Origin of the sequence: Acidobacterium sp. S8 (genome assembly GCF_009765985.1) — a bacterium.
GTDB lineage: Bacteria > Acidobacteriota > Terriglobia > Terriglobales > Acidobacteriaceae > Alloacidobacterium.
Genome location: NZ_LMUM01000015.1, coordinates 153,834 through 175,919 on the forward strand (window position 1 = coordinate 153,834; position 22,086 = coordinate 175,919).

Annotated in this window: 14 protein-coding genes; 4 read left to right on the top strand and 10 right to left on the bottom strand. The window is 51.9% G+C overall.

The genetic code is table 11. From position 1 onward, the window contains the following. Positions 1-6 precede the first annotated feature (6 nt). Entirely contained in the window at positions 7-858 is an 852-nt protein-coding gene (locus GSQ86_RS04600) for an SDR family NAD(P)-dependent oxidoreductase (RefSeq protein ID WP_158748774.1), read from the bottom strand. 534 nt (positions 859-1,392) lie between these two features. Between GSQ86_RS04600 and GSQ86_RS04605 the strand changes: the two genes are divergently transcribed. Then, positions 1,393-2,454 carry an L-rhamnose/proton symporter RhaT gene (locus tag GSQ86_RS04605; RefSeq protein WP_158748775.1) on the top strand — a complete coding sequence of 354 codons (1,062 nt, stop codon included), beginning with the start codon at positions 1,393-1,395 and terminating at the stop codon, positions 2,452-2,454. A 115-nt stretch (positions 2,455-2,569) separates the two neighbouring features. Beyond that, on the top strand, positions 2,570-2,797 hold the full coding sequence (locus GSQ86_RS23795) for an SDR family NAD(P)-dependent oxidoreductase (protein ID WP_158748776.1): 228 nt from the start codon (positions 2,570-2,572) through the stop codon (positions 2,795-2,797). A gap of 771 nt (positions 2,798-3,568) precedes the next feature. Here the strand turns inward: GSQ86_RS23795 and GSQ86_RS04615 are convergent. Together GSQ86_RS04615 and GSQ86_RS04620 are read right to left on the bottom strand one after the other, a co-directional pair. Continuing rightward, positions 3,569-6,859 carry a carboxypeptidase regulatory-like domain-containing protein gene (locus GSQ86_RS04615; protein WP_216841012.1) on the bottom strand — a complete coding sequence of 1,097 codons (3,291 nt, stop codon included), beginning with the start codon at positions 6,857-6,859 and terminating at the stop codon, positions 3,569-3,571. Positions 6,860-7,391: 532 nt separating this feature from the next. Next, positions 7,392-9,911, bottom strand: coding sequence for an alpha-galactosidase (locus GSQ86_RS04620; RefSeq protein ID WP_158748778.1), 2,520 nt, complete (start codon positions 9,909-9,911; stop codon positions 7,392-7,394). A gap of 599 nt (positions 9,912-10,510) precedes the next feature. On the opposite strand from GSQ86_RS04620, the gene GSQ86_RS04625 reads away from it, so the two are divergent. Both GSQ86_RS04625 and GSQ86_RS04630 read left to right on the top strand, forming a co-directional pair. Beyond that, positions 10,511-11,893, top strand: coding sequence for an alpha-L-fucosidase (locus GSQ86_RS04625; protein WP_158748779.1), 1,383 nt, complete (start codon positions 10,511-10,513; stop codon positions 11,891-11,893). A gap of 75 nt (positions 11,894-11,968) precedes the next feature. After that, positions 11,969-12,940 carry an aldo/keto reductase gene (locus GSQ86_RS04630; protein WP_158748780.1) on the top strand — a complete coding sequence of 324 codons (972 nt, stop codon included), beginning with the start codon at positions 11,969-11,971 and terminating at the stop codon, positions 12,938-12,940. Positions 12,941-12,943: 3 nt separating this feature from the next. Here the strand turns inward: GSQ86_RS04630 and GSQ86_RS04635 are convergent, their stop codons facing one another. The 7 genes from GSQ86_RS04635 to GSQ86_RS04665 all read right to left on the bottom strand — a co-directional run bounded on the left by GSQ86_RS04635 (position 12,944) and on the right by GSQ86_RS04665 (position 22,061). Then, the gene (locus tag GSQ86_RS04635) at positions 12,944-13,717 is read right to left on the bottom strand and encodes an SDR family NAD(P)-dependent oxidoreductase (protein WP_158748781.1); all 774 of its coding nucleotides are present in this window, start codon (positions 13,715-13,717) and stop codon (positions 12,944-12,946) included. 587 nt (positions 13,718-14,304) lie between these two features. Further along, positions 14,305-16,899: a discoidin domain-containing protein gene (locus GSQ86_RS04640; RefSeq protein ID WP_158748782.1), complete on the bottom strand. Its 2,595-nt coding sequence runs from the start codon at positions 16,897-16,899 to the stop codon at positions 14,305-14,307. A gap of 120 nt (positions 16,900-17,019) precedes the next feature. Beyond that, positions 17,020-17,910: a fumarylacetoacetate hydrolase family protein gene (locus GSQ86_RS04645; RefSeq protein WP_216841013.1), complete on the bottom strand. Its 891-nt coding sequence runs from the start codon at positions 17,908-17,910 to the stop codon at positions 17,020-17,022. Between the two features lie 51 nt (positions 17,911-17,961). Beyond that, on the bottom strand, positions 17,962-18,927 hold the full coding sequence (locus GSQ86_RS04650) for a C-terminal binding protein (RefSeq protein ID WP_158748783.1): 966 nt from the start codon (positions 18,925-18,927) through the stop codon (positions 17,962-17,964). Positions 18,928-19,005: 78 nt separating this feature from the next. Then, positions 19,006-20,049, bottom strand: a complete 1,044-nt coding sequence (locus GSQ86_RS04655) for a DUF6786 family protein (protein ID WP_158748784.1) — start codon at positions 20,047-20,049, stop codon at positions 19,006-19,008. Next, the gene (locus GSQ86_RS04660; RefSeq protein WP_158748785.1) at positions 20,046-20,825 is read right to left on the bottom strand and encodes an MBL fold metallo-hydrolase; all 780 of its coding nucleotides are present in this window, start codon (positions 20,823-20,825) and stop codon (positions 20,046-20,048) included. The genes GSQ86_RS04655 and GSQ86_RS04660 overlap by 4 nt, the downstream gene beginning before the upstream one ends. Continuing rightward, positions 20,826-22,061: a dihydrolipoamide acetyltransferase family protein gene (locus GSQ86_RS04665; RefSeq protein WP_158748786.1), complete on the bottom strand. Its 1,236-nt coding sequence runs from the start codon at positions 22,059-22,061 to the stop codon at positions 20,826-20,828. Between the last annotated feature and the right edge of the window lie 25 nt (positions 22,062-22,086).

Consider the following 22,086-nt stretch of genomic DNA (forward strand, 5'->3'; position numbering starts at 1 on the left):
AGATAGTCAAGGTCGTTGCGCGTTCGGAACATAATCGACCCCGAACCTGGCGGCCGACTCATCACGAAAATTCGAAATAAGAGACATGAGAGCAGTCGTTCCTCCATCAAGAACCAGTGTTTGTCCCACCATAAAAGCAGATTCTTCAGAGCAGAGAAACGCAGCCAGCAGCGCTACATCGCGTGGGATACCATAACGTGCAACTGGAACCGAGTCATATGCACCCTGTTTCGCTCCGTCTTCCGTCAGCCCGGGAATTGCCCTGAAGTGGTTCTCAACTGAAATCCATCCTGGTGCGATTGCATTGACGCGAACTCCTTTATGAGCCAGTTCCACAGCCAACGCCCTGGTCTGAGCGATGATGGCGCCCTTAGTTGCCGCGTAAAGGGAATGTTCCGGCGCACCTTGCAGACCGTGTATCGACGAAATGTTGCAGATGGTTCCACCTTCATGTTTCATCATGTTCTCAACGATATTCTGCGTCACGAAATACGGCGCACGGACGTTCACATTAAACAGAGTGTCGAACTGTTCAGACAGCACTGCTAAGAAGGGACAATTAAAGGTAATGCCCGCATTATTGACAAGGCAGTCGATAACTCCCATCGCATCGATGGCCTGAGCAGCGAGAGACTGAGCCTGACCAAGGTCATTGAAGTCCGCACCAATCACTATCGCCCTGCGTCCCAGTGCTTTTATCTCTTCAGCGTGTTTCAAGGCGTTACTCTGATGGTGGCAGTAGTGAAGCACTACGTCCGCGCCTTGTCGTGCAAACTCAACCGCTATCTCGCATCCAATGCCAATGTCGGAACCGGTCACGAGGGCCTTTTTACCTTCAAGCTTCCGCTGCTTACTCATAGTTTTTCTTTTCCCGTCTACAGGTCACTATCGTGTTGTCTACGCGATAGTTCACCCGTCTGCAGGGGCCATATGATTCACTGAGAAAAGCAGCACGGCTAAGATTTCCGGGAGTGGCGGCATCACAGATCATTGAGACTAAATACAGCCTTTACAAATGGCGCTGTCCACCTCTTTCAACGTATTGAACAGAATTGGGTTCAGCTACGGAGTCAGGTCTATTTCCACGCCGATCTAAGAAGTAATCGGCTTCCCCTTCACCTTCCGGGCGGATATATGGTGCTAGCGAAGCGCTTCGGGTAATCCATTTCCGCATTTCGCTGTTCAATACGCTGAAATTGATTGACACTCGCTGTGGTGAACCCTAAAAGGGGGTATCAATGAACGCTTTAACAGCGCGGAAGCGTACGGAACTTGACAGCGCTATCTCACTCTTATGTCTTTTTGGCTCGTAACTGTAATCCCGCATACATCTTTGAACCACGTTGCGAAAATTTGCTTTGCGATCGGTCAGATAAGGATTTGTGAATACACGTGAATAACATCGCAGGATTCGTCTTAACCTTGGTCGCAGGTGCAAGTGTCGGTGTCAGCATGTGGCCGCTGAAGTGGGCAAGGATATGGAAATGGGAGAACTTCTGGCTCTTCTATTCAATCTTCGCCTTGATAATTGCCCCTTTTGTTCTAGCCTTTTCAGTTCTTCCTCACTTAAGTACTGTCTATTCATCACTTACCTTGAATGAGATACTCTGGCCTTTTTTCCTTGGTTTCCTCTGGGGAATCGCACAGCTGGGAGCGGGAATCTGTGTACATCGCCTCGGGATTGGAGTTGCTGGAGCAGTATTAAATGGGACGGGTGCGGCATTCGGAACGATTATTCCGTTACTCGGATTGCACCATGAGGCCATCTTTCAAATAAGCGGCATCCTCATCCTAAGTGGAGTGGGAATGCTTTTGGTCGGTGCGACCTTTTGTGGCAGAAGCGGATACCTGCGGGAGGTTGAGGCCCGGAAGCTCGGCGCCGGAGCAGGATTTGGAAGAGAAGAGGCTGCGATGCGGCAGTCATCGTATTCCTCGTCTGCCTACCTGTTGACGCTTGCCATCTGCATTGGCTCGGGAGTACTGTCTTCGCTTCTAAATATTGCGCTTGCCTACGGAGGACATATCATGAAGGTGGCCGAAGGACAAGGAGGCCAGGTCTCGTGGACTCCATTCGCGGTGTGGCCTATCGCGCTCCTGGGCGGCTCCATTGCAAATATAGGTTATGCGGTGTACCTGATCTCCAGAAACAAGACTTGGGGAAACTTTAATAGCAAGTTCTTTAAAGAGCTGTTCAATCCCGTTCTAGCTGGCTGTCTTTGGATGGCGGGAATCGCACTATATAGCAGTGGTACCACATATCTTGGAAGTCTCGGAGTATCTATCGGATTTGCGATCTACATGATCAGCATGGTCGTGAGTGGGCAGATCACCGGCCTGGCAACGGGTGAATGGCGGCTGATGACCCCGAAGGCGTATACCCCGCTGCTTGTAGGTGTGGGCCTTCTGATACTCGCAGTAGTAGCGATCAGTCTCTCGAGGTCTTACTCGGTTTAGGATGGCATCCGCCGACGATATTTCACAGCCATGACGATATCCTCATCAGAAAAAGGGTTCGATCCACAGCAAGACAAGGTCGCCACCATATCTCTGTATCGCAAGACGGTGCCATGTGTCTCGACGGCGTCTTCTATTGTTCAAGAGCTGCCTTAAAATAAATGTAGAGCGCCAGAATGGAACGATTGTCCAGATCAGTTCAGTGATCGGAGTGGTTCCCGCAGGTCTCCAATGTGCCTACACAGCAGCCAAAGCGGGGCGTCATCGATTTCACTCGCTCCCAGACGGCACCAAGTCCCTTTTCTATAATTGGAAGCAAATCAAAAAGCCAATAGGCTTTTGACCACATACCATTCGGTAGGAGCGGCAGCACCGCAGGCATTCACCGCCGCGCTTCTATATCTCGTGTCTGATGGATGCGAAGTACGCGAAAAGAGATAGCCTGCCCGAAGCAGAGCTACCTAATGCCTGAATCACACTACTGGGGCGGATCATGAGACCACAACATCTTTCATTGGCAACGGAACTTATTTGCCGCTGTTACATCCTCAGCAAAGACATCGCCTCACGAGGGAACCCTCGCTTCTGCCGTCTCGATTGAAGACATTCTCCGCTACGAAAGCCCGGGCGCGCGGCATTCACGCCTTATCAAGCAGGAGTGTTTAACTATCTGGCAAGCGTTATTGAAAAAGAACAAGTGGTGTTCGATGCCCAATGCTGCAAACCGGGATCCCGCCTATTTCAGAAACCCGGATACGTTGAGACTGGCAGGCAAAAGTTTGGCCACATCGCTTTCGATTCACGTATCCATTTTTGTGTTGGCGCGATCCTTTCCCGACCAGAAGGTCAAATTGTATTTGACGCTCTAAGGGATAACGCCCCGAGCATGCGACTTGTTCACAACGTGCCTGCCTGGGATTTTAAAAAACTAATTCGCGAATGCTAAAGGCGTTACCCGTTCTATTTAATTAGCTCTCCGTTCTCCTTTCGAACGATTGATTGGTTCACGCTATCGCGGAATTTATAGGAACCAGATCGGTCAAGGCTGAGTTCTCGTCGCCCCCAAGAATCGTAGCTGACTCGACAAAGTAAAGTGTGCCATCCTAGCCCCAAGTTAAAAAAGATACTTGAGACTAAACTGAATCAACCTAGGATCCGCGGCACTCGTGATCTGCCCGAACGAAGGGGAGTTTACTGTGTTGCTTGGATTAGAAAAGCGCACCTGATTCAGCACGTTGTAGAACTCTGCCCGGAACTGGAGGCTTCCCAGGCGGTCACTGACGAGAAAATTCTTCAGGACCGAAAGGTCTGAGTTAAACTGTGCTGGTCCTCGCAGTAGGTTTCGAGTTGAATCGCCAACTCTGCCGATCGGATTTACTTGAAATGCGCTGACGTTAAACCACTCCTGAACTCGCTCGGGACGGGACCGACCGCTCGAAAGGTTGGGATTTCCGATTAGGTCAGCCCGGTCCTGATTCTCCCCGTTCAGCGAATTGTTCACACCGGAGAAGATGGTATAGGGTGCGCCGCTGGTGAGCCTAGTAATTCCCGATACTTCCCATCCGCCAGTAACCTGCTCTAACACGCGGCCTGCATGGCCCATTAGCGGATCGGGAACTTGATAGATATACGACAGCGCGAAAACGTTGGTAAGATCAAAATCCGAAACTCCTCGCTGTCCGCGGAGATTGTTAAAAGGATCCTGCGCGTTAATGCTGCCGTCAGCAAAGGTGGATACTGTATCAATCGACTTCGACCAGGTATACGCGGCCGTAAAGGACAGGCCACGGCGCAGGCGGTACTCTGCACTAGCCTCGAGAGCGTTGAAATTGGCTCTACCTATACTCTGGGACTCGCGGATCTGGGCAAAAGTAGGAGCATAGATTCTCCGGCTGTTTACGTTGCCAGTTGTCGAGAGTGGATTGCCGTCGCCGTCGACTCCTGGAATATAGAGCGCGGGGTTACGCTGGACACTCTGGGTTAGCCGTTCGCTTGTTTTCCCTGCATATGCGATGTCTAACACGAAATTTTCTGACAGCTGTTGTTGAAAATCGGCTGTCCACGCTTGAACTAGCGGCTGCCGGTAAAATGCATTTTGCGAAACCACAGCTACTGGATAGTAATAAGTCGGGTCTTGCATCTGATAGGCGCGATAAGGAATTGGATTGGGAAAACCCAGCTCGGTATTCACTACGCCTCCGGGAGGGGCGTTATAAGTGTCAAAGAGGATGAAGGGCTGGTTCTGATTCAACTGTCCGGTAAGGTCGGGGATACTAACAGAGTGAAAAACACCATACGCCATGCGGACCGCGCTCTTTGCGTTGCCCCGAACGTCCCAGGCCAGCCCCACGCGGGGTTCGAAGTCCTTCCGGTCGGTGTCAACTACTCCCCGGGGAATACCGGCATCGTGAATATAAACGAGTCCAGTCGGTGCGCCTGGATAGACCGTGGACTGCTGGCCAGGACGAAAGACGGCTTTTCCATCATGGCCATTTGGCGTGGGACCGATCACGCCGTCAGTAATGTCCGGAGTCTGGAGGAAGTAACGAAACCCCAAGTTCAAGGTCAACCGCGGCGTAACCCGCCAGTCGTCCTGAAAATACCCGCCGAACAACCAGTGAAGAACCTCCTGCCCACCGAAAGACGTCCGAGTGTAGCTGTTCGGACGACCGACCAGGAAGTCGGCCATAGTGCTCCCTGTGAGAAATCCGTCGAATGAATACTGGCCTTCCGTTCCGCAGCAATGCGCGATGATAGCCGTGCTCAGCTTCTCCAGGTCCCCGCCGAATTTGAACGAGTGCTGGCCCCGTATCCAGGTCAGGTTATCTGATGCCTGCCGGCTGATACTATTTTCGTAGATACCGCACAAACCCGCAGCCAGAGTAAAATCCCCGGCGACGTTCATCGTCGGATTGTAGGGGGGATTCAGCGGATCGCGAATAAAGCTGATCGAACCCAGATCTTTCAGGTCCATCTGGGGATTGGTGCATGTCTGAGGTTCTTTGAGTCGGGCATAGGAAACTCGGGCATAATTCAACAAGGAAGGAGTGAAGGCGTAAGTAAAAGTTCCTGTGAACAACGATGAATTGTTACTGGCAATGAGGTGCTCATAATTAGGAATGGAGTTGCCGTTCGGTAAAGAGTCCTCGCGTCCTGTGCGATCGGTCAGCAACGTAAAACTCAGCGAATCCTTCTGCGTAATGTGGCCGTCCGCCTTTGCCACGAACTGGTCGGTATTGACGTGAATAGGCCCAAGAAAAGTAACTTTGCCGTCCGACGACTGCGGAATTGGGATATTAAAGTTATTCAGAACGTTCTGGACGACCGGATCGAAGCGGGTGGGACTAATGAAATATTCTCCCTGCCCGCTGGGCGCAATTGGTTGCCCGGTGGTGGGATCGTTTATTGGCGTCGGGAAATAGCCGTTTCGCTCCGCCGCAGTTGGCAAAAAGGACGTTGCGATGTCCTGTTGAGCGATACGCAAACCTTGGTATGATCCAAACCAGAATAACCTGTTCTTAATAGCCGGCCCTCCAGCCGTGAACCCAAACTGGTTCTGGTCTAACTTCGCCGGGCTTCCTATTAGAAAATAATTTCTCGCATTCAGTTTGTCATTTCTCAGAAATTCCCAGGCAGCGCCATGGATTTGATTCGTACCGGACTTGATCACAGTGTTAAAGATCGAACCTGAGTTCCGGCCATACTCGGCTGGAAAGTTATTGGTAATGAGTTTGAATTCCGCAAGAGCGTCGGGAGACGGGAGGTTAAGCCCATTGTTTTGGTACCCTCCGGCATAAGTAGCTCCATCAACCTGAAACTGAGTCTCATTGGTGCGGGATCCGTTGACAGACAGGGTTGAGCCGCCTCGCCACGTGAAAACCGCCGGAGCGGTGATCTGCGTAACCCCAGCCACGAGGCTGGCAAGTTGAGTCGCATTTCTTCCGTTCAGAGGAATTTGCTCAATGGTTCTTGAATCAATCACCGCACCTAGAGCGGAAGCCCGAGTGTCAATCGTTGGTGCTTCTCCCGTGACTATAGCTGTTTCCGTAACTGCACCCACTGCCATTTTGACATCGACGCGGATATTATCATTTACCTGTAGCACAATCCCGCGCTGCAGGAATTTCCGGAATCCTTGCACTTCAACCGCAACGGCATATCTATCGCCAATAGGGAGAAGCGGAAACAGATAGCTACCCGTCGCATCGGTCGTGGCCGTGTGAGAGAGGCCAGTCGCTTCGTTAGTAGTGATAACCACTGCTCCGGCGAGTGGTGCTCCGTTAGGATCGGATACTATACCCAAAATCGTCGCGGTGATGTTTTGGCCAGTCATCATTGCCGTTGGCAGCAACGTGAATAGCAAGCAAACAGATACAAGTAGAATCGCGTGCCGGCCTGAACGCATGGAGTACTCCCTTTCCATGTCGAAAAGATATTTGCTCTTTGACTTGGACTGGATAGATTGAAGTCCTCTGCAACGCGCACCGAAGGGTGACGCGAAGATATACAGGTTCTAAGGCCGTCGATAGGCACTGTCAATGCATTTCAACCCATTGAACAGTAATCTCCACTCATTTAATTAGGACAATCTGTTTGCTACAGGGGTGCCAGTCAAAACATGAAATTTATGTTCACGCCGTCAGTGATATCCCAATGCACTAATTGATGATTTTCATTCCACGAGTTATTGGTGAAAACCACTACAAATGTGAAGTCGTTCGAAGAGGCGTCGACGGCAATTTGGATAACAGCAGGAAAATAAGCGGGTAAATTGTGCGCCCGATTCAAGGCACGGGGCATCCATTCAAAGACATAGCCGTTTTAGTTGTTAGAGGGGGAGTATCCGTTGACTTCGGCTATTGAACGAAGACTTCAATCACGTATATGCGAAGATCAGCTGCGATCGAGTGGTTTCACATTGTGGCGCGTAAGTCTCATCAGGGTAACCTGTGATAGACAATAACTTGAGAACTCGGCTTTTCCGGCATCGATACAGTTAGGCCAACTGATGTGAGCTCCGCACCTGAATGGGTTTCACTGGATTGCGTATCGAGGTTAGTGATGGTGTATTTTGAGTCATGATCTAACCCGTGCAGTGGCAGCCGTACCTCTGTGGTGGCGCTATTCTCGCGCCGGAATGCTTGTACGAAACCCTCTCCCTTCTCCTGATTATCGAACTGCCATGCCATCCAGGCATCATTCGTGGGGCTGTAAGGGAGAAGCGGATAATAGTCTCTCAGCATATCGGGGGCAACGCTGCGCCACTGCGCGACGGCTTTTCGCATCCAGTCGTAATCCAGGTCAGTTCTCCGCATATCCCAGGCGAGATAAATCTGAGGCGACCATGCACTACGAAAAACATAATTATCGCGCGAAAGGTCAGGGCCGCCGGAGTAAGGAACCCAAAAAGCCAACCCGAAACCAATGTTCTGGTTCCCGATAGGGTCATCGTTATAGTCACTGCGATGCATGGGAACAGCACGACGCAATGTTTCTAAATCGTCGCGTCTTCCGCCCGATGCGCACGTGTCGATCATTAAATTCGGGTGCCTCTTTTTCAATTCGTCGAGATATCCCAGAAACCCCTCGACATAACGGATCTCCGTGATTCCCTGACGGTCCGGAGCGTCATTGTTCCTCCAAAATGCCAGTGGCTCGATATTGAAATCGATGCGATAGACGTCAATTCCTTGTTCAGTAATGTAGCGGTCGAGCAGATCCACGATCCATTGCTGCACAGCGGGAAGGCCAAGGTTGAGTAACCTATTTCCACCCTTCTCATGCAAGGGGTCGGTGAGCAGCCAATCGGGATGCTCTTTCCAGAGGGTACTGTCGTGATTTACCCGCTCCAGCTCAAACCAGACAATGGTCTGTAATTCCATACTGTGGGCCAGATCGGTAATCGGCCGCAGGCCCTTAGGAAATCGCTGCGGGTCGATCTTCCAGGTTCCTGTGTTCACCCACGAGCCATTGTTGACGTACCAACCCGCGTCCATCCACCAGAAGTCAAGCTTGATGCCGGCGGCTCGATAGCGATTGATAAAGAGTTTCTGATTTTCTTCATTCCCCTCAACCATAACGTTGGTCCAGTACGCACTGGTACCCGCCAGATGAGGCTGGATTGTTCCGTCGGAAAAGTTCGGCATATTATAAGCAAGCATCCATTTACGCCAGAGATTTTGTCCGTGAATCCAATCGCCATTCCAGAACAAAAGCGCAACCAGGGGAGAGCGCACTTTTTCTCCAGGATGAAGCTTGAAGTGCGTGAGTTCCTGGCCTGCCTGCAGACGTACCGTGCGGCCGCTGTCGCGAATGAAATCCGCATCCCATTGGCCGGGCCAGCCGAGCCCAACAATAATACCTTTCTGCTGCTCTTCGAGATTGAAATAGCACATCGCCTTATCCGTCGGACGCCCTCCGGAAGTCGCAAGATGCAAGGTGCTGCCTTTAGTCAATTCCGTCTGGAATGGTTCAAAATCCGTCGCTTGTGAAGGACTGCCCCGGAAGTGATGAAGATTGAATTCACCATAGTCCCGTCGTTCAAAACTGGTATCGATAGCGCGGATCTTCTCGAGGATTGGAGTATCGGCAGATCCTGAGTTCTCGAAGTAAACCGTCCACTCTATAACCGGATAGTCGCGATAGCTCTTGCCTATCCAGGTCACAATAAGACCGGTATCAGGATCACTGAAGCTTATCTGGTACTCTACGCGGTCGTTATCCAGAGCCTTCGTACTGCTAGTCTTCTTCCATAGCTTCAGCAATTCGCTGGAGGGTCTTCCTCCATATACGAACGAAAATGGAGGTTCCTGATCCGGACCTGCGACGGCCTGGCCAACTGGCAGTTCCCCCAAAGAGAGTTGACTGCCGTCCTGTAGCACAACTTTCGCATTGGCCCAGACCGCTTCCCTGCACCATTGATGACCGGCGGCATTCCGTAGCGTGAAGAAATTTGCTCCCTCCAGATCTACATGGATTGGAAGGGGGGCCTTCCCCACTTCGAGTGTTTGACTTTGAAACACGACTTTGTGATCGACCTGGACCAGAAACTCCTGCTGCTGATTGCTACCACCACATTGATTCGAGCGTCCGTCGAGACCGATGATGGCGTCCAGACTCTTCGCCGGAGCGGTCAGATGCACCGACACTGCCTCCGCATTCCCCATATAGAGTCCCGATGCATAATCATTTGTGTTGATTCGCAGAGCTCGTCCGAAATGGCTGTTCTTCTGGAAATCCTGCGCAAAGCCCATATTCTCAAAGCCCGTATAGTACGCTTCGACAACTAGGAAGCTTTCCGGCGCATCTGGCTTCATCTCACCGGTAAACTTCATGGTCGCCCAACGGTCGGCTCGCTGTAGCTCGGGTTTCTGTACCGTAACTCCAAAGCACACCATGAGCGAGAGGGTTAATATGGAGAAGAGACCGAACCCTGACCGTGCAACATTATTCATCATTCTCCTTTGGTCTGAGCGAAACTTTACGAGGCTTTCCGAGATGAGAGCTTGATTACAGAACGCAACAGTGTACCTTTACTTCCAGTTCAGGCTATTGAATCTAAACTGACACTGAAGCCTTAAACTTTCTACAAAGAGCGCTAAACAAATCTAAGCCTCTGTCTCTCTAACCATAACGGCATAACGGTCGCCAATGGTTCTATGGCCGTCAGTAGCTACTGTCAATGCAATTCAATCCATTGAACAGGAACTTCCATTGCTCATATGCGACGATCCATCACAAGAAAAAAGCTTCATACTCGCAATGTTGAATCGCCTTTCATCGTGGATTAATTCTGTGTGAAAATTGCACGGTCCCGTGAAACTCTTTTCAGAATGTAATGAACTCTATATATCCCATGTTTTAGTTCAAACTATTGAATTCTATTGACAGTCCAATGCATGACGCAGCCACATAGACAAGCCGGCAGCATGAAGTAGTCAGCAAACTTGGCTGTCCTTGCTTAAGAAATCGATCGCCTTGAGAAACTGCATATGATCAAAAAATGCATGGCTCTAGCCGCGATCAGAAACAACCGATGCATCAGGAATAGCAATCAATGAACCGTCGTAGATTTATTTGCTCCTTTCTCGGTACAACGTCACTTATCCCTCTAAGTGGTGTTTATCCACTGCTTGCGGGCAAGGCCTACGCTGATGCAGTTCCAACGCTGCCGTCACCGACGGCCGATCAGCTTGCATGGCAGGATCTGGAAATAGGAATGTTCATCCATTTCGCGCCGAATACCTGGCAGGATAAGGAACTAGATGATCTCTCTACGCCACTGTCACAAATCAACCCCGAGCTTCTAGACACAGATCAATGGGTAGCCAGCGCCATGGACCTCGGCGCGAAATACATCGTCTTTGTGGCAAAGCATGTCGGCGGCTTCTGCATGTGGCAGACGGATACAACCGACTACGGCATACGTAAGACATCCTGGCGTGGCGGCCATGGCGATGTATTGGCCGATCTTGCTGGGTCTTGCCGCAAAGTTGGCATGAAGTTCGGTGTATATATTTCTCCGCGCGACGACAAGTTCGGAGCAGGAGGCGGCGGACGCTGTAAGACTCCCGAAAAACAGAATGCCTACAATATCATCTATCGCCAGCAACTGACTGAGATCCTCTCCCGTTATGGCGAGATGTTTGAGGTATGGTTCGACGGCTCAAATGTCGTTCACATATCCGACATACTTAAGAAGTATGCGCCTCATGCAATGATTTACGAATCGGGGCCGAATGCAACCATCCGTGGCGTTGGCAATGAAGAAGGCTTTGCCGTCTACCCGGCATGGAATACGGTAACCACTGCGGATGCGAAAACAGGTGGAGAAACAGCATTACACGGAGACCCCAATGGAAGTGTGTGGCTCCCGAATGAGGCGCATGTGTCCATCCTGCGACCAGACTGGTTTTGGAGCACGACAAACGAGAACTACTTGCTCTCGCTGGACACGCTACTGGATATCTATTACCGCACAAATGGGCGAGGTGCGCAGCTCATTGTGAATGTTCCGCCAGACAACAAAGGGCTGATCCCCGACTCGTACCGAGCACGCATGCGGGAATTCCGTAGCGAGATCCAACGCAGATTCGGACATAGCGTGGCAGAGACGTCCGGATCAGGCGATTCAATTTCGCTTCCGCTGCCCAACAATACTCGAATCGATCATGTGATCATGCAGGAGAACTGCGCCTCAGGAGAACGTGTTCGAGGCTATCGCGTGGAAGCTCAGAGCAAAGAAGAATGGAAGGTCCTGGGAACCGGCTCAGCAATCGGACATAAGCGAATCCAACCTGTCGAGCCAACTATGGCGGGGGCGATAAGACTGGTTATAACTGAAAGCGCTGGTCGACCCGAAATTCGACGGCTGGCCGTATTTAACACAAATTCTCTACCGCCATCCACATGGAATGCCGACACTAAGGTACCGGCATGATGAAGTTGGTGTATGAGGAAAGCGCTCAAAATGAAGAATCCAAGGGGGCATCAGGTGGAGACTCCGAGATCACTTATGAAGCGTTACAACATACCTAAGACCGATCTGTCGGTTTCATCCCTCTGCTACGGTGTGATGCGCTTCGGCGCCAGAGTCCACGGCGCAGACATGCACGAGCTTTATCGAGTTTACTGTGAGGTCGGCGGCAATTTCTTTGATACCGCGCACTCTTATGCCTGTTGGTACCCGAACGGGGACGGCTGCAGCGAACGCTCACTAGGCGAATGTCTCCGCAAATTTGGTAATCGAAACGAGGTCGTAATCAGCACGAAGGGTGCGCTTCCCGGTCAAGGAAAGGTTTATCCTCGTCCCGATGACTGCATGACGGCAGAGGTGATCGCCTCCGATATCACGACAAGTCTGGAGCGATTACAGATCGACCAGATCGATCTCTACACTCTCCATCGTGATGACGTGCGACACGCTGCGGGGGAGATCATCGAAATACTCAACGCCGAGATTGCGCGCGGACGTATTCGTTATATCGGGGCGAGCAATTGGACGGCGGAGCGTCTGGCCGAAGCCAATTCTTATGCTGCGGAGCATTCGCTGCATGGTTTTGTAGCTTCATCTCCGCAATGGAATTTAGGGCGAGCTAATCACAATCCGATTGGATGGGACGGTCAGTTCGATTCCACAGCGCATATGATGACCGAGGAGGACATCGCATGGCATCGCCAAACCCAGGTGGCGGTGATGCCATGGACTCCCACAGCGTACGGTTTTTTCGATGGAGCCACAGGACGGAATCCCGAATCCTTCGATAATCCGGAGAACCGGGAACGACGGGAACGCGCGCGAAAACTAGCGGAGGAACTGAACGCAACCGCGAATCAGGTCGCTATGGCGTATCTTTTAGCCTATGATTTTCCAGTCTTCCCGATTTTGGGCACAACAAATATGGCTCATCTCGTCGACTCACTCGGGGCGGATCCTCTTTCGCTCAGTCCGAAGCAGCGGGACTGGCTGCTCACAGGTCGGGCCTGATCGTTAGTCATAAAGTGGACGGTCGGTAATTGAATACCCTCCATCGACTACCAGAGAAGCTCCCGTAACGAAATCAGATCCGGCACCAGCTAGAAATACCGCTGCGCCCACCATATCATCCGGCTTGCCCCAACGACCTGCAGGTGTTTTCCGGCGTATAAAATCAAAGCTGGGAGAGCTCTTTAAATGCTGGGTCATCTCTGTCTCGCAAAAGCCCGGCAGAATCGCATTTACCTGAATGTTGTGAACACCTAGCTCCACCGCCATGGATCGCGTCAAACCCACAATTCCGTGCTTCGTAGCTCCGTAGGCAACGCCATTGGGAACACCGGCCAGGGAATACACCGAGCCGATGTTAATGATCTTGCCGCCCTTTTCCGCAGCCTTCATCGCGCGTGCCGCGTGCTTGGAACACAAGAATGCGCCGGTGAGATTGACATGCACAGTCGCCTCCCATACTTCCAGGGGAAGATCTGTGACAACTGACCGCTTGCCTAAGCCCGCGTTATTGATCAATATGTTGAGTCCGCCGAACTTCTCCACTACCTGCGCAATAGTTTGCTCGACAGCGTTCTCATCATAGACTTCCATCGATACCACAAGATCCGGCGAATTAGGCCCTTTGGGGATCGCTGCATTCTTTTCAGGATTGCGTCCCGTGACGATTACCTGTGCACCAGCTTGTTTCAAACCCTGCGCCATCGCCAGCCCCAGGCCGCCATTGCCTCCGGTAACAAGAACTGTCTTTCCTTGAAGCGAAAATAAATTGGGTGTCATAATCTCCTTCAATTCGACAGTGCGACTGCCCGGTCCGCTGAACCTACTCGTTGATGATAAGAGGGGACAATTCACTCTCCGTAGAGTAGTCTTGACCATCAGCTTTCGACGAAGTGTTCAATCTAATGAATATTATCTAAAGCAATCCTGTCACTCTTGGGATATCAGAGGACCTCATGAAATTGATCAGCAGAAGAAAAAGCCGCTAGAGGAGGGCCAACCTGAACGCGACGCGATAGGATTGCACCATGAAGCCCATTGAGTAAAGAAGTCGCCCAGTAAGATAATTTTAGTGCGGCCCAAGCGGACCACCCAGCCCGGATTAACTTAATAATTTCTTAGTGAAGCTGACAGGTTCATAGATGCACGTTGTCATAACAATGAAGCGTAGCAAATCGTTGTGCGCTGAAGGGGAATCCGACAGAGGTAAAATCAGGATGATCGCGCAGAAAACGAAAAACTCCTCGGCTAAGGCCGCTCTTTGCTCGCGCGGCACTCCCGCAAGCAGATAACAGGATTCACACTCGACATCTCCAGATAGGACTGATGAACAAGAAGTGAATGCTTACGCTTTTGTTGCGAAGCACTCATCCCGCTGGGATAGGTGGCCCAAACGACGCTTTTCCCTCGGTGTAGTACAGCTCGAATCCGCTAATCGTGAATGGCTTGCCTCGCGGTAAATAGATGCGCACGTAACGCGCGCGAAATGCCGGCACAGTCCGTGCCACACGCGTCATAGGGATTCCATAGTAATGTTCGAGCGGATCGCTGGCACTGCTAACGGTGTCCACGTCTGTCCAGTGAAATCTTTCGTCGCTCTTCTGCAGAGTAAAGCTGGTCACACGGTATGGTGGATTCGCGGTCTGCGAACAGACGACGTAGTTGTCGATCATGTACGTCTGCTCCAGATCCACTTCCAGCCAGTCGTCACCTGTGGAGAGCTTGTCATCCGCGTGAATACTAAAAGAAGTGTTCAGATCTCCATCTACAGCATAGAAAGGGCAATAGCTGGAAACTAATACCTTGGAGCGCGCACATTTATGCCGTGCCAGATCGCGCGCGCTCGGTCTATTTGGCTGCCATACCGGCGGTACGCTTTTCATGTATGTAATAACCGGGTCCCAGACTACTTTGCGATCCTCATCAGGCCTCGTGCGATCGCCGTTGTCGCTAACTATGAAGCTTAGGTCGTCTCCCTGAATGAGGGTCAGCTCAACATCATATGGGCTATTCGTAGTTGAGGTCGCCTCTCTGGGCCAGACAATTTCATCGTTCTTGTAGATGCGAGCCGTCATTCCTACGGGGCATGCTGCAGTCCCCTCGATGCGCACGGTGCCACAGTGTGGCACGGCCCATGTACGCACAGCATCCGAATCGCCGGTGATTGCAAAGTCCGGACCGATCCTGCAGCCTCCGCTTCCTGACCAATAAAATTTAGGATGATCCTCATCTACCGTAAAGGCCAGGTCGGTCAGCTTTGATCCTGTGCCCTGTCGATAATGCCAGTTGTTCTTGCCCATGAGTCCCGAGAAACCGGCGGAAGCTTTGTAGCTCTCTGATGAAAATTCGAATGCCACATGGCTGATGGTTGTGCCGGACGACTTGGTATGCTTTTTGCCCGTGGCCGCAATCCTGATGCTGTGCCGGGTCTGAGGCGATAGGTTTTTTCTGATATAAAGAAACTGCTCCCAGGAAGTGCTGCGAGGACTGTAGCAATCCACTTCCCCTGCAAAGATTCCGTCGATGTAGACATTCGCCTTTCCGCTTGCGGGTGAATGCAGGGCGCGCCAGTAAATCTCTGTTCCTTCAAAGAAAAATTCCGCAGTGCTGTTTGGTGAAGCAGCCTCCTTTGCCCTTCCTTCGTACGAATCTCGCTCGTTGCGCTCCTTCCAATCGCCTGCATACTTCACCTCCGAATGCATACAGCCTACGATTCGAGTCTTGCGCCCCAATGTCGGATCGGATGACTCAGGGTGTGGCTCAAAAAGGAAACGAGGTTGCAGATCAACGACGCTCGTCTGTCCCTTCGTCAGCGTGAAATCAAGGCGCTGAAAATCATTCTCTGCAAAATAGGTATAGAGACGGAAACCGTCAGCGCAGGTACGCGCGACATCAGTGCCGTCATTGTTGATGAGGTTCATGAATCCGAACATGGCTTCCTGGCAATGTCCCCAAACCCAATCCTGCTTACCCAGATCAGTGCAGCAGCCGATACAAATGCCATCGATATTCTCGCCAACCGGAGGATCCTGGTTTGCCGTGAACATGCATATGTATTTTTCCAGTACGGTGGAATACGTGATGCCCCAGAAGTGACTTGGCGCAACGATAGACGATTTGCCGCCGAGAGCAGACTCTGTCCACTCGCCTTGGTAGAAGTAGGTCCACTTGCCTGGCGCCATCTTGTCACGTGTGGCGCACCTCGCAACACGGCTGTTCCAACGCATGCCACGAGTTGACCATGGAGCCCACCCTTCATCCGGGAAAATATAGAAATATCCGCCGCGCTCGTCTGCATAAAAGCCGAAATCGGCTACACCGATGCCATAACTGGCCCCCGAAAACTTAAAGAAGTCGTAAGGATAGTAATAGGTCTCCGACGTGACGATATCGCCCTCATACCGCCACGTCCGGCCTTTATCCATGCTCGTTGCCAAGGCGATCTTCCGCGAAAACGGATAACTTCGCCGCGGACCATCGTGCTCTATGTGCATAGGGGCATAGAGTTTCTTCTCCTGCTCGTCATACCACATGCCGCCAAGAAACCAGCATGAGCTCATGCCATCAGGATAGATTCCATCCTCGTCTCGGGACATGTGATCGATATCTGGTCCTTTGTAGCGCGCCATAGTACCGAGGTTGATGATCCACTGACTGCGGAATTCCCATATCTCGTCATCCATGCGGATGAAAACTTGGCAGTTGTCGGGATTAAGCTGATGCGAGAAATCCAGGCCTGACGGCTTGGGCATAGGCGAGAGCTTTGCAGAATAAGAGAAGGGTAGAACTACCTCTCCGGCCGCATATTCAAAGCTGGCTTTTGGAAGCGGCGTCTTCGCGGCCTCCTTCTTATCCGGAAAGAGTGTGTGTGGCAACGCCAAAGCCGCGCCGGCTCTCCCGCTTCGTAACAGGAACTCGCGCCGTGAAAGCCCGAAGTCAAAGGTTGATCCGTCGTCGCTCATCCCGTCAGTCCGCCGCCTCGCAGCAAGATAATGACCCTGTAAATCAGCAGAATAGGAGTGTCAAACGTTCAATATATTGATCTGGCTTCATATCCAGAAGCAGGCAATTCAATGTACGAGTCACATTGCTTTCACTGGATTCGAGAGGCGACCGATGCCGTCAATTTCGACAACAACCTCGTCTCCATCATGAAGAAATACGGGAGGATTATGAGCGAAGCCAACGCCATGCGGGGTGCCGGTGCTGATCAAGTCTCCGGGGTAGAGAGTGACGCCGCGTGAGATGAAGGCAATGAGCTCTCGAACACCAAAGATCATCTTGCTGGTATTCGAGTTCTGGAGCAAGCGTCCGTTTACCGTGCAACGGATGGGCAACACCTGCGGGTCGGGTATTTCCGTCTTGGTCACGAGGTAGGGTCCAAATGGTCCAAATGTGTCCTGACTTTTGGCTCGCACCCATTGGCCGTCGCCGCGCTGGAAGTCGCGCGCGCTCACATCATTCATGCAAGTATAGCCTGCCACATAATCCAGCGCCGTTTCGGCAGAGACGCTGCGGCAACGGCGGCCAATCACGACTGCTAGTTCGGCCTCATAGTCTACTTCCGTTGTATCCGGGGGGAGAACAATTGGGGCATGATTCTCTGACGCCGCATTGACCCACTTCGCGAAGAAGACCGGTTGCTGCGGCAGCGGAGTCTTGCTTTCCTCAACATGGTCTTTATAGTTGAGGCCGACACAAAGAATATTTCGTGGAGCATAGAGTTGAGTGAAAGCTACTTGATTCTCGGGACGGATATATTTCTGAATATCCGGGTGACTGAGAATGGAACTGGCCTGCGACTCCATCTCAGCAAAGCTACCATCTGATGCCAACGCTTCCTGCAGCGTGAGCGGCAGAGCTGGTTTTCTCTTTTGTGACAACTTTTCAGTTTCTGAAAAAATCACGATGCCAGCATCAACTTTTGCGGCAAGCCGGGGTCCATCCGGAGTTGTAACTGAAAGCAATTTCATTGCAGTTCCTTCACCTGTGAGAGGGTTTCATTCTTGAAGCAAGGGGTCCAGTCACTGGTATGGCCAGACGAGTGCACCTTCGGGACGAACACCCAATAGAAAATCTCTGGCTGATTCAGCAGCCTTTATTTGCAAAGACTCAACAGAGCGGGTGGATACAGAGGCAGCATGACTCGTCAGAATCACATTCGGCAGGCCACGTAACACGCTGCTCGCAGGCAATGGCTCTTCTTCGAAGACGTCCAGGCCAGCACCAAGCACGCGCCCGCTTTGCAGTGCTCCAATAAGATGCGGCTCACAAATGATTTGCCCACGCGAAGTGTTCACGATGATGACGCCCCGTTTCATGGCGCTGATTGCGGCCTCATCAATCAGATGCGTCGTTTCTTTCACGAGCGGGCAATGTAGCGAGATGATATTCGCGTTTGCGAGCAGTTCTTTCAGCTCCAGACTCTGAACACCACGTTCTTCAAACACTTCGGGCTTCACGTAAGGATCAGCGGCAGCCATGTTAAACCCGAAGACCTTGGCCTTGTCAGCAACACGGCGTGCGATGGCACCGAATCCTACAAGCCCCAAAGTGAGGTCTGTAAACGCGGGAATCGGGAGCAGTGGAGCAACACCCCATTCGCCGTGCGCAATTCTATAGTGGTCATGCGGAATGCGGCGAGCCAGGCTCAGGATCATGGTCACCGCGTGGTTCGATACTTCTTCAATGCAATAGGTAGGTATATTGGCAACGCCAATGCGAAGATCTTTTGCTGCATCGAGATCGATATTATTGACGCCAATCCCGTAGCGCACAACTCCTCGGAGCTTAGGCAGACTACCGAGAACGTGCCGAGTGATTGGAGCCCACTGAACCAGTAATACATCTGCATCAGCGCAGCGATCAATCACTTCATCTTCATTCCTACAACCGGGCTGCACCTCTTCCAGTTCAAATCCTGCTGACTCTAATACTCCCTTTTGCAAATCAATGGATGGGAAGAGATGATCGCTAATGACGGCTCGCATCTTCGAGTGACCTTTCACACATGGTCAAGAAGGTAACGAACCATATCGAAATCTTCTACTCATTTCAATTAGCTGAACCTATAGCGCTGAGCAGAGCAGAAGCCTCGCTGCGCTGGCGACTGCGTCCCTCGGTCCAGTGAAGGCCCAAAGCTGGGATACGTCGTCGCAACTGGAGAGTCCGCTTGTGCCACCAATCGCCGGAGCATGATATTCCAGCTCCGAAAATGCTCCTAGATTGCTGTCGATATTGCACGCCTGCACCGCAGCACCTGCAGGCATTGGCGAGTTCCACGGCATGTCAAGATATTTAGCCGAAGGATTCACAGCAATATTGCGAATGACAAGAGAGGCGTTCCGACCATCAGTGCGCAAGTAGCCGACACGACCAGCAAGGCAGAGGGAAGAGACGCCTATTTTATTTTCTCCTTCGGCTCGCATCTTGTAACGGATGTATTGATCGGTTACTTCCAGATCTTCGTCGGCGATTGTTCCCATGAAATGTACTACTGAAGCTCGCGAAAAGGTGGGAATGATGAGATCGCCCCCATGCGGAAGTTGCAGCAGGCTCCAGAGGTTAAGCTCGACCGGTCCTGTGCTCTCAAATATCTCTAAGCGCGTTTGAAGGGTGAAGCCGGCATACTCCAACTGAGAAAAAGTGCCTGCATCCACTTCACGCAGCGGGTCGAGCGCCGCGCTAATACGCTTCGTGATTCGCATCCGAGCGGTGTCTTTTGAGCGTGAGAGCCTGGAGGTAAAAGTATTCGTCAGCGCCAGCTCTCTATTTTCGGTGGTTAGCTCATAGGTGCCTGGATCGAACTCGCGCGGCTGAAAGTAGGTATCGAACGAAGGGAAATTAGGGATGAAGAAATCTACTTCGGGAGAGAGCCAGGTGCGATCTCCGCCTGAATTGTGCCAGCTGGAGCTTTGATAAAAAGCGCGTGCAGAGTCAACAGCTTCGAGCGCAGGATGCGTCCAGAAGAAATTTTTGTCGGAGGCCGACGTAAACAATCCAAGAATTCGCCCCCCATATGGCAGTGCAAGAATTCTGCTGCCATCGGAACTGGTCCACATTGTTGGAGCCTTATCGATACCGGTGAGCGTGTCAATCAGGTGAGTGATCATGCGGGTTTCTGAAACAGAAGCTCCTCCCCCGGTTTCATCAGAACTGCTTTCGTATCCGAAGCAAGGCGCGAACAGAGATCGAGAAATCTAGCGGGATCGCCGTTCTGCTCAACAAACATCCAGAAGTGCGTAGGAATCACGACGTCCGGCATGGCCAGCGCGGTGAGCGCAGCGGCATCACCAGCATTCATATTCCCAAACGCTCCATTGATGCAGGGCAGCAGGACATGAGGCTTCATTGCGAGAGCAGGCTTGAACTCATCGATACGAAGAGCTGTGTCGCCGGTGTGATAGACGCGGATGCCATCAAAATCGATGACAACGCCCAGAGCGTCCGGCGCCAGCTCCCCGTGATCGGCATAGACCGCGTGGACCTCGATGTCGCCAAAGCACAGCGATTTTCCCTCTTCCAGCAGATGGCAGCGTTCGGCCGGAATCTCCTGCTTCTGGAATTCCTTCATGCACTCAATTGGCCCTGCAAAGTGGATGCGCTCATTCCTGGCCAAAGCTGGGAGTGCGTCCGTATCCATGTGGTCAAGATGTTCGTGCGTGCAAATGATCAGGTCGGCAGCCACCTCATCGAGCGCGATGGGAGAGGCCATCATGCGCTTAAATCCGACCAGGCGCTCGACAACATCTGTGAGATAGGGATCGACGAAGACGACTTGATTCTTACTAGTCTTGAAGGCGAAACCAGCCTGGCAGAGCCAATAGATTGCCAGATGATTGTCGGGAACAATGCGCGTCGCAATCGTCTGGCTTAAGCTTGTCATCATTTATTTGCCTCGCGTCCCTGCATCAACATTCCATAACAACTGATACGGATTTTCGATCGCCTCCGCTACTTGACTCAAGAATTGAGCTGCAATCGCTCCGTCTACAATACGGTGATCCACAGAGAGATTGAGAATAAGCGTGGTAGTCACAGTGAGTGCGTTGTCAACGACCCAGGGCCGCTTCTTTAGCTGTCCCACGGCAAGAATGAATGTCTGGCCCGGAGTAATAATTCCTTCAAAACGATCGATGCGATACATGCCGAGATTACTGAGAGTGCCTGAGGCTCCCTCCAGATCTTCAAAGGTTAATCTGCCCTCGCGAGCTTTTTGTGTAGCCTTGACGCGCGATTGAGCTAGCTGCTCCATGGGTAACGTATCGACACTTTTGAGGACTGGCGCAACGACTCCACGGTCCGTGGCCACTGCCATTGCAAGCGTTGCTTCTAACAATCGCTGCGGCGCGCCATTTTCCGAGAGAGCGTTCATCTCCGGAGTCTGCACCAAACCTATTGAAAGTGCCTTCAAGAGCAGATCTGTATATGTGAGCTTAACGCCGGCAACTTGCTCAATCCGTACCCTGAGATTTTCATATAGAGCAACCAAATGCTGTGCGTCGACCTCGACAGAGACGGAGAAGGCTGGGATCGTATTGATGCTCTCAACCATTCTATCGGCGATCAGCTGACGTCGCCTTGCATTTCCATCGACGATCGGCTCTTTCGAAACACGTTGCTGCGGTAACGCTGCCTCTACATCCGCTGCGACAATCCTCCCATACGGTCCACTGCCTTTGACGATGCCAAGATCGATACCACCCGCTGCAGCCAGCTTTTTCGCCCGAGGAGATGCAAGTATGCGTCCTTCTCGTATGTTCGGTCTTGCGCCAGCCTCGGGTACTCTTACCCGTAAAGACTGTTCTTTCTCCGATGGCATTGGCTTCTCTTGCTTAGCATCCGCTGCCGCTGCAGGCGACTCAGCGTGCGCCTCGGGCTCGTCTCCATCGACAATGATGTGCGTCAACACAGTGCCAACGGGGACTGTGATTCCAGCATCGATGAGAATCTTTCCCAGAATGCCGTCCGTGGGCGACTCCACATCCATGTCAACCTTGTCCGTCGCAACCGCTAGGATGATCTCATCTTTATTTACCGAGTCACCTGGCTTTTTGATCCATGTGCTGACGCTCCCCTCAGTCATCGTGAGGCCCAGCTGCGGCATGACAATCTCAACACTCATTCAGGGCGATCTCCAGTTCCGTTCC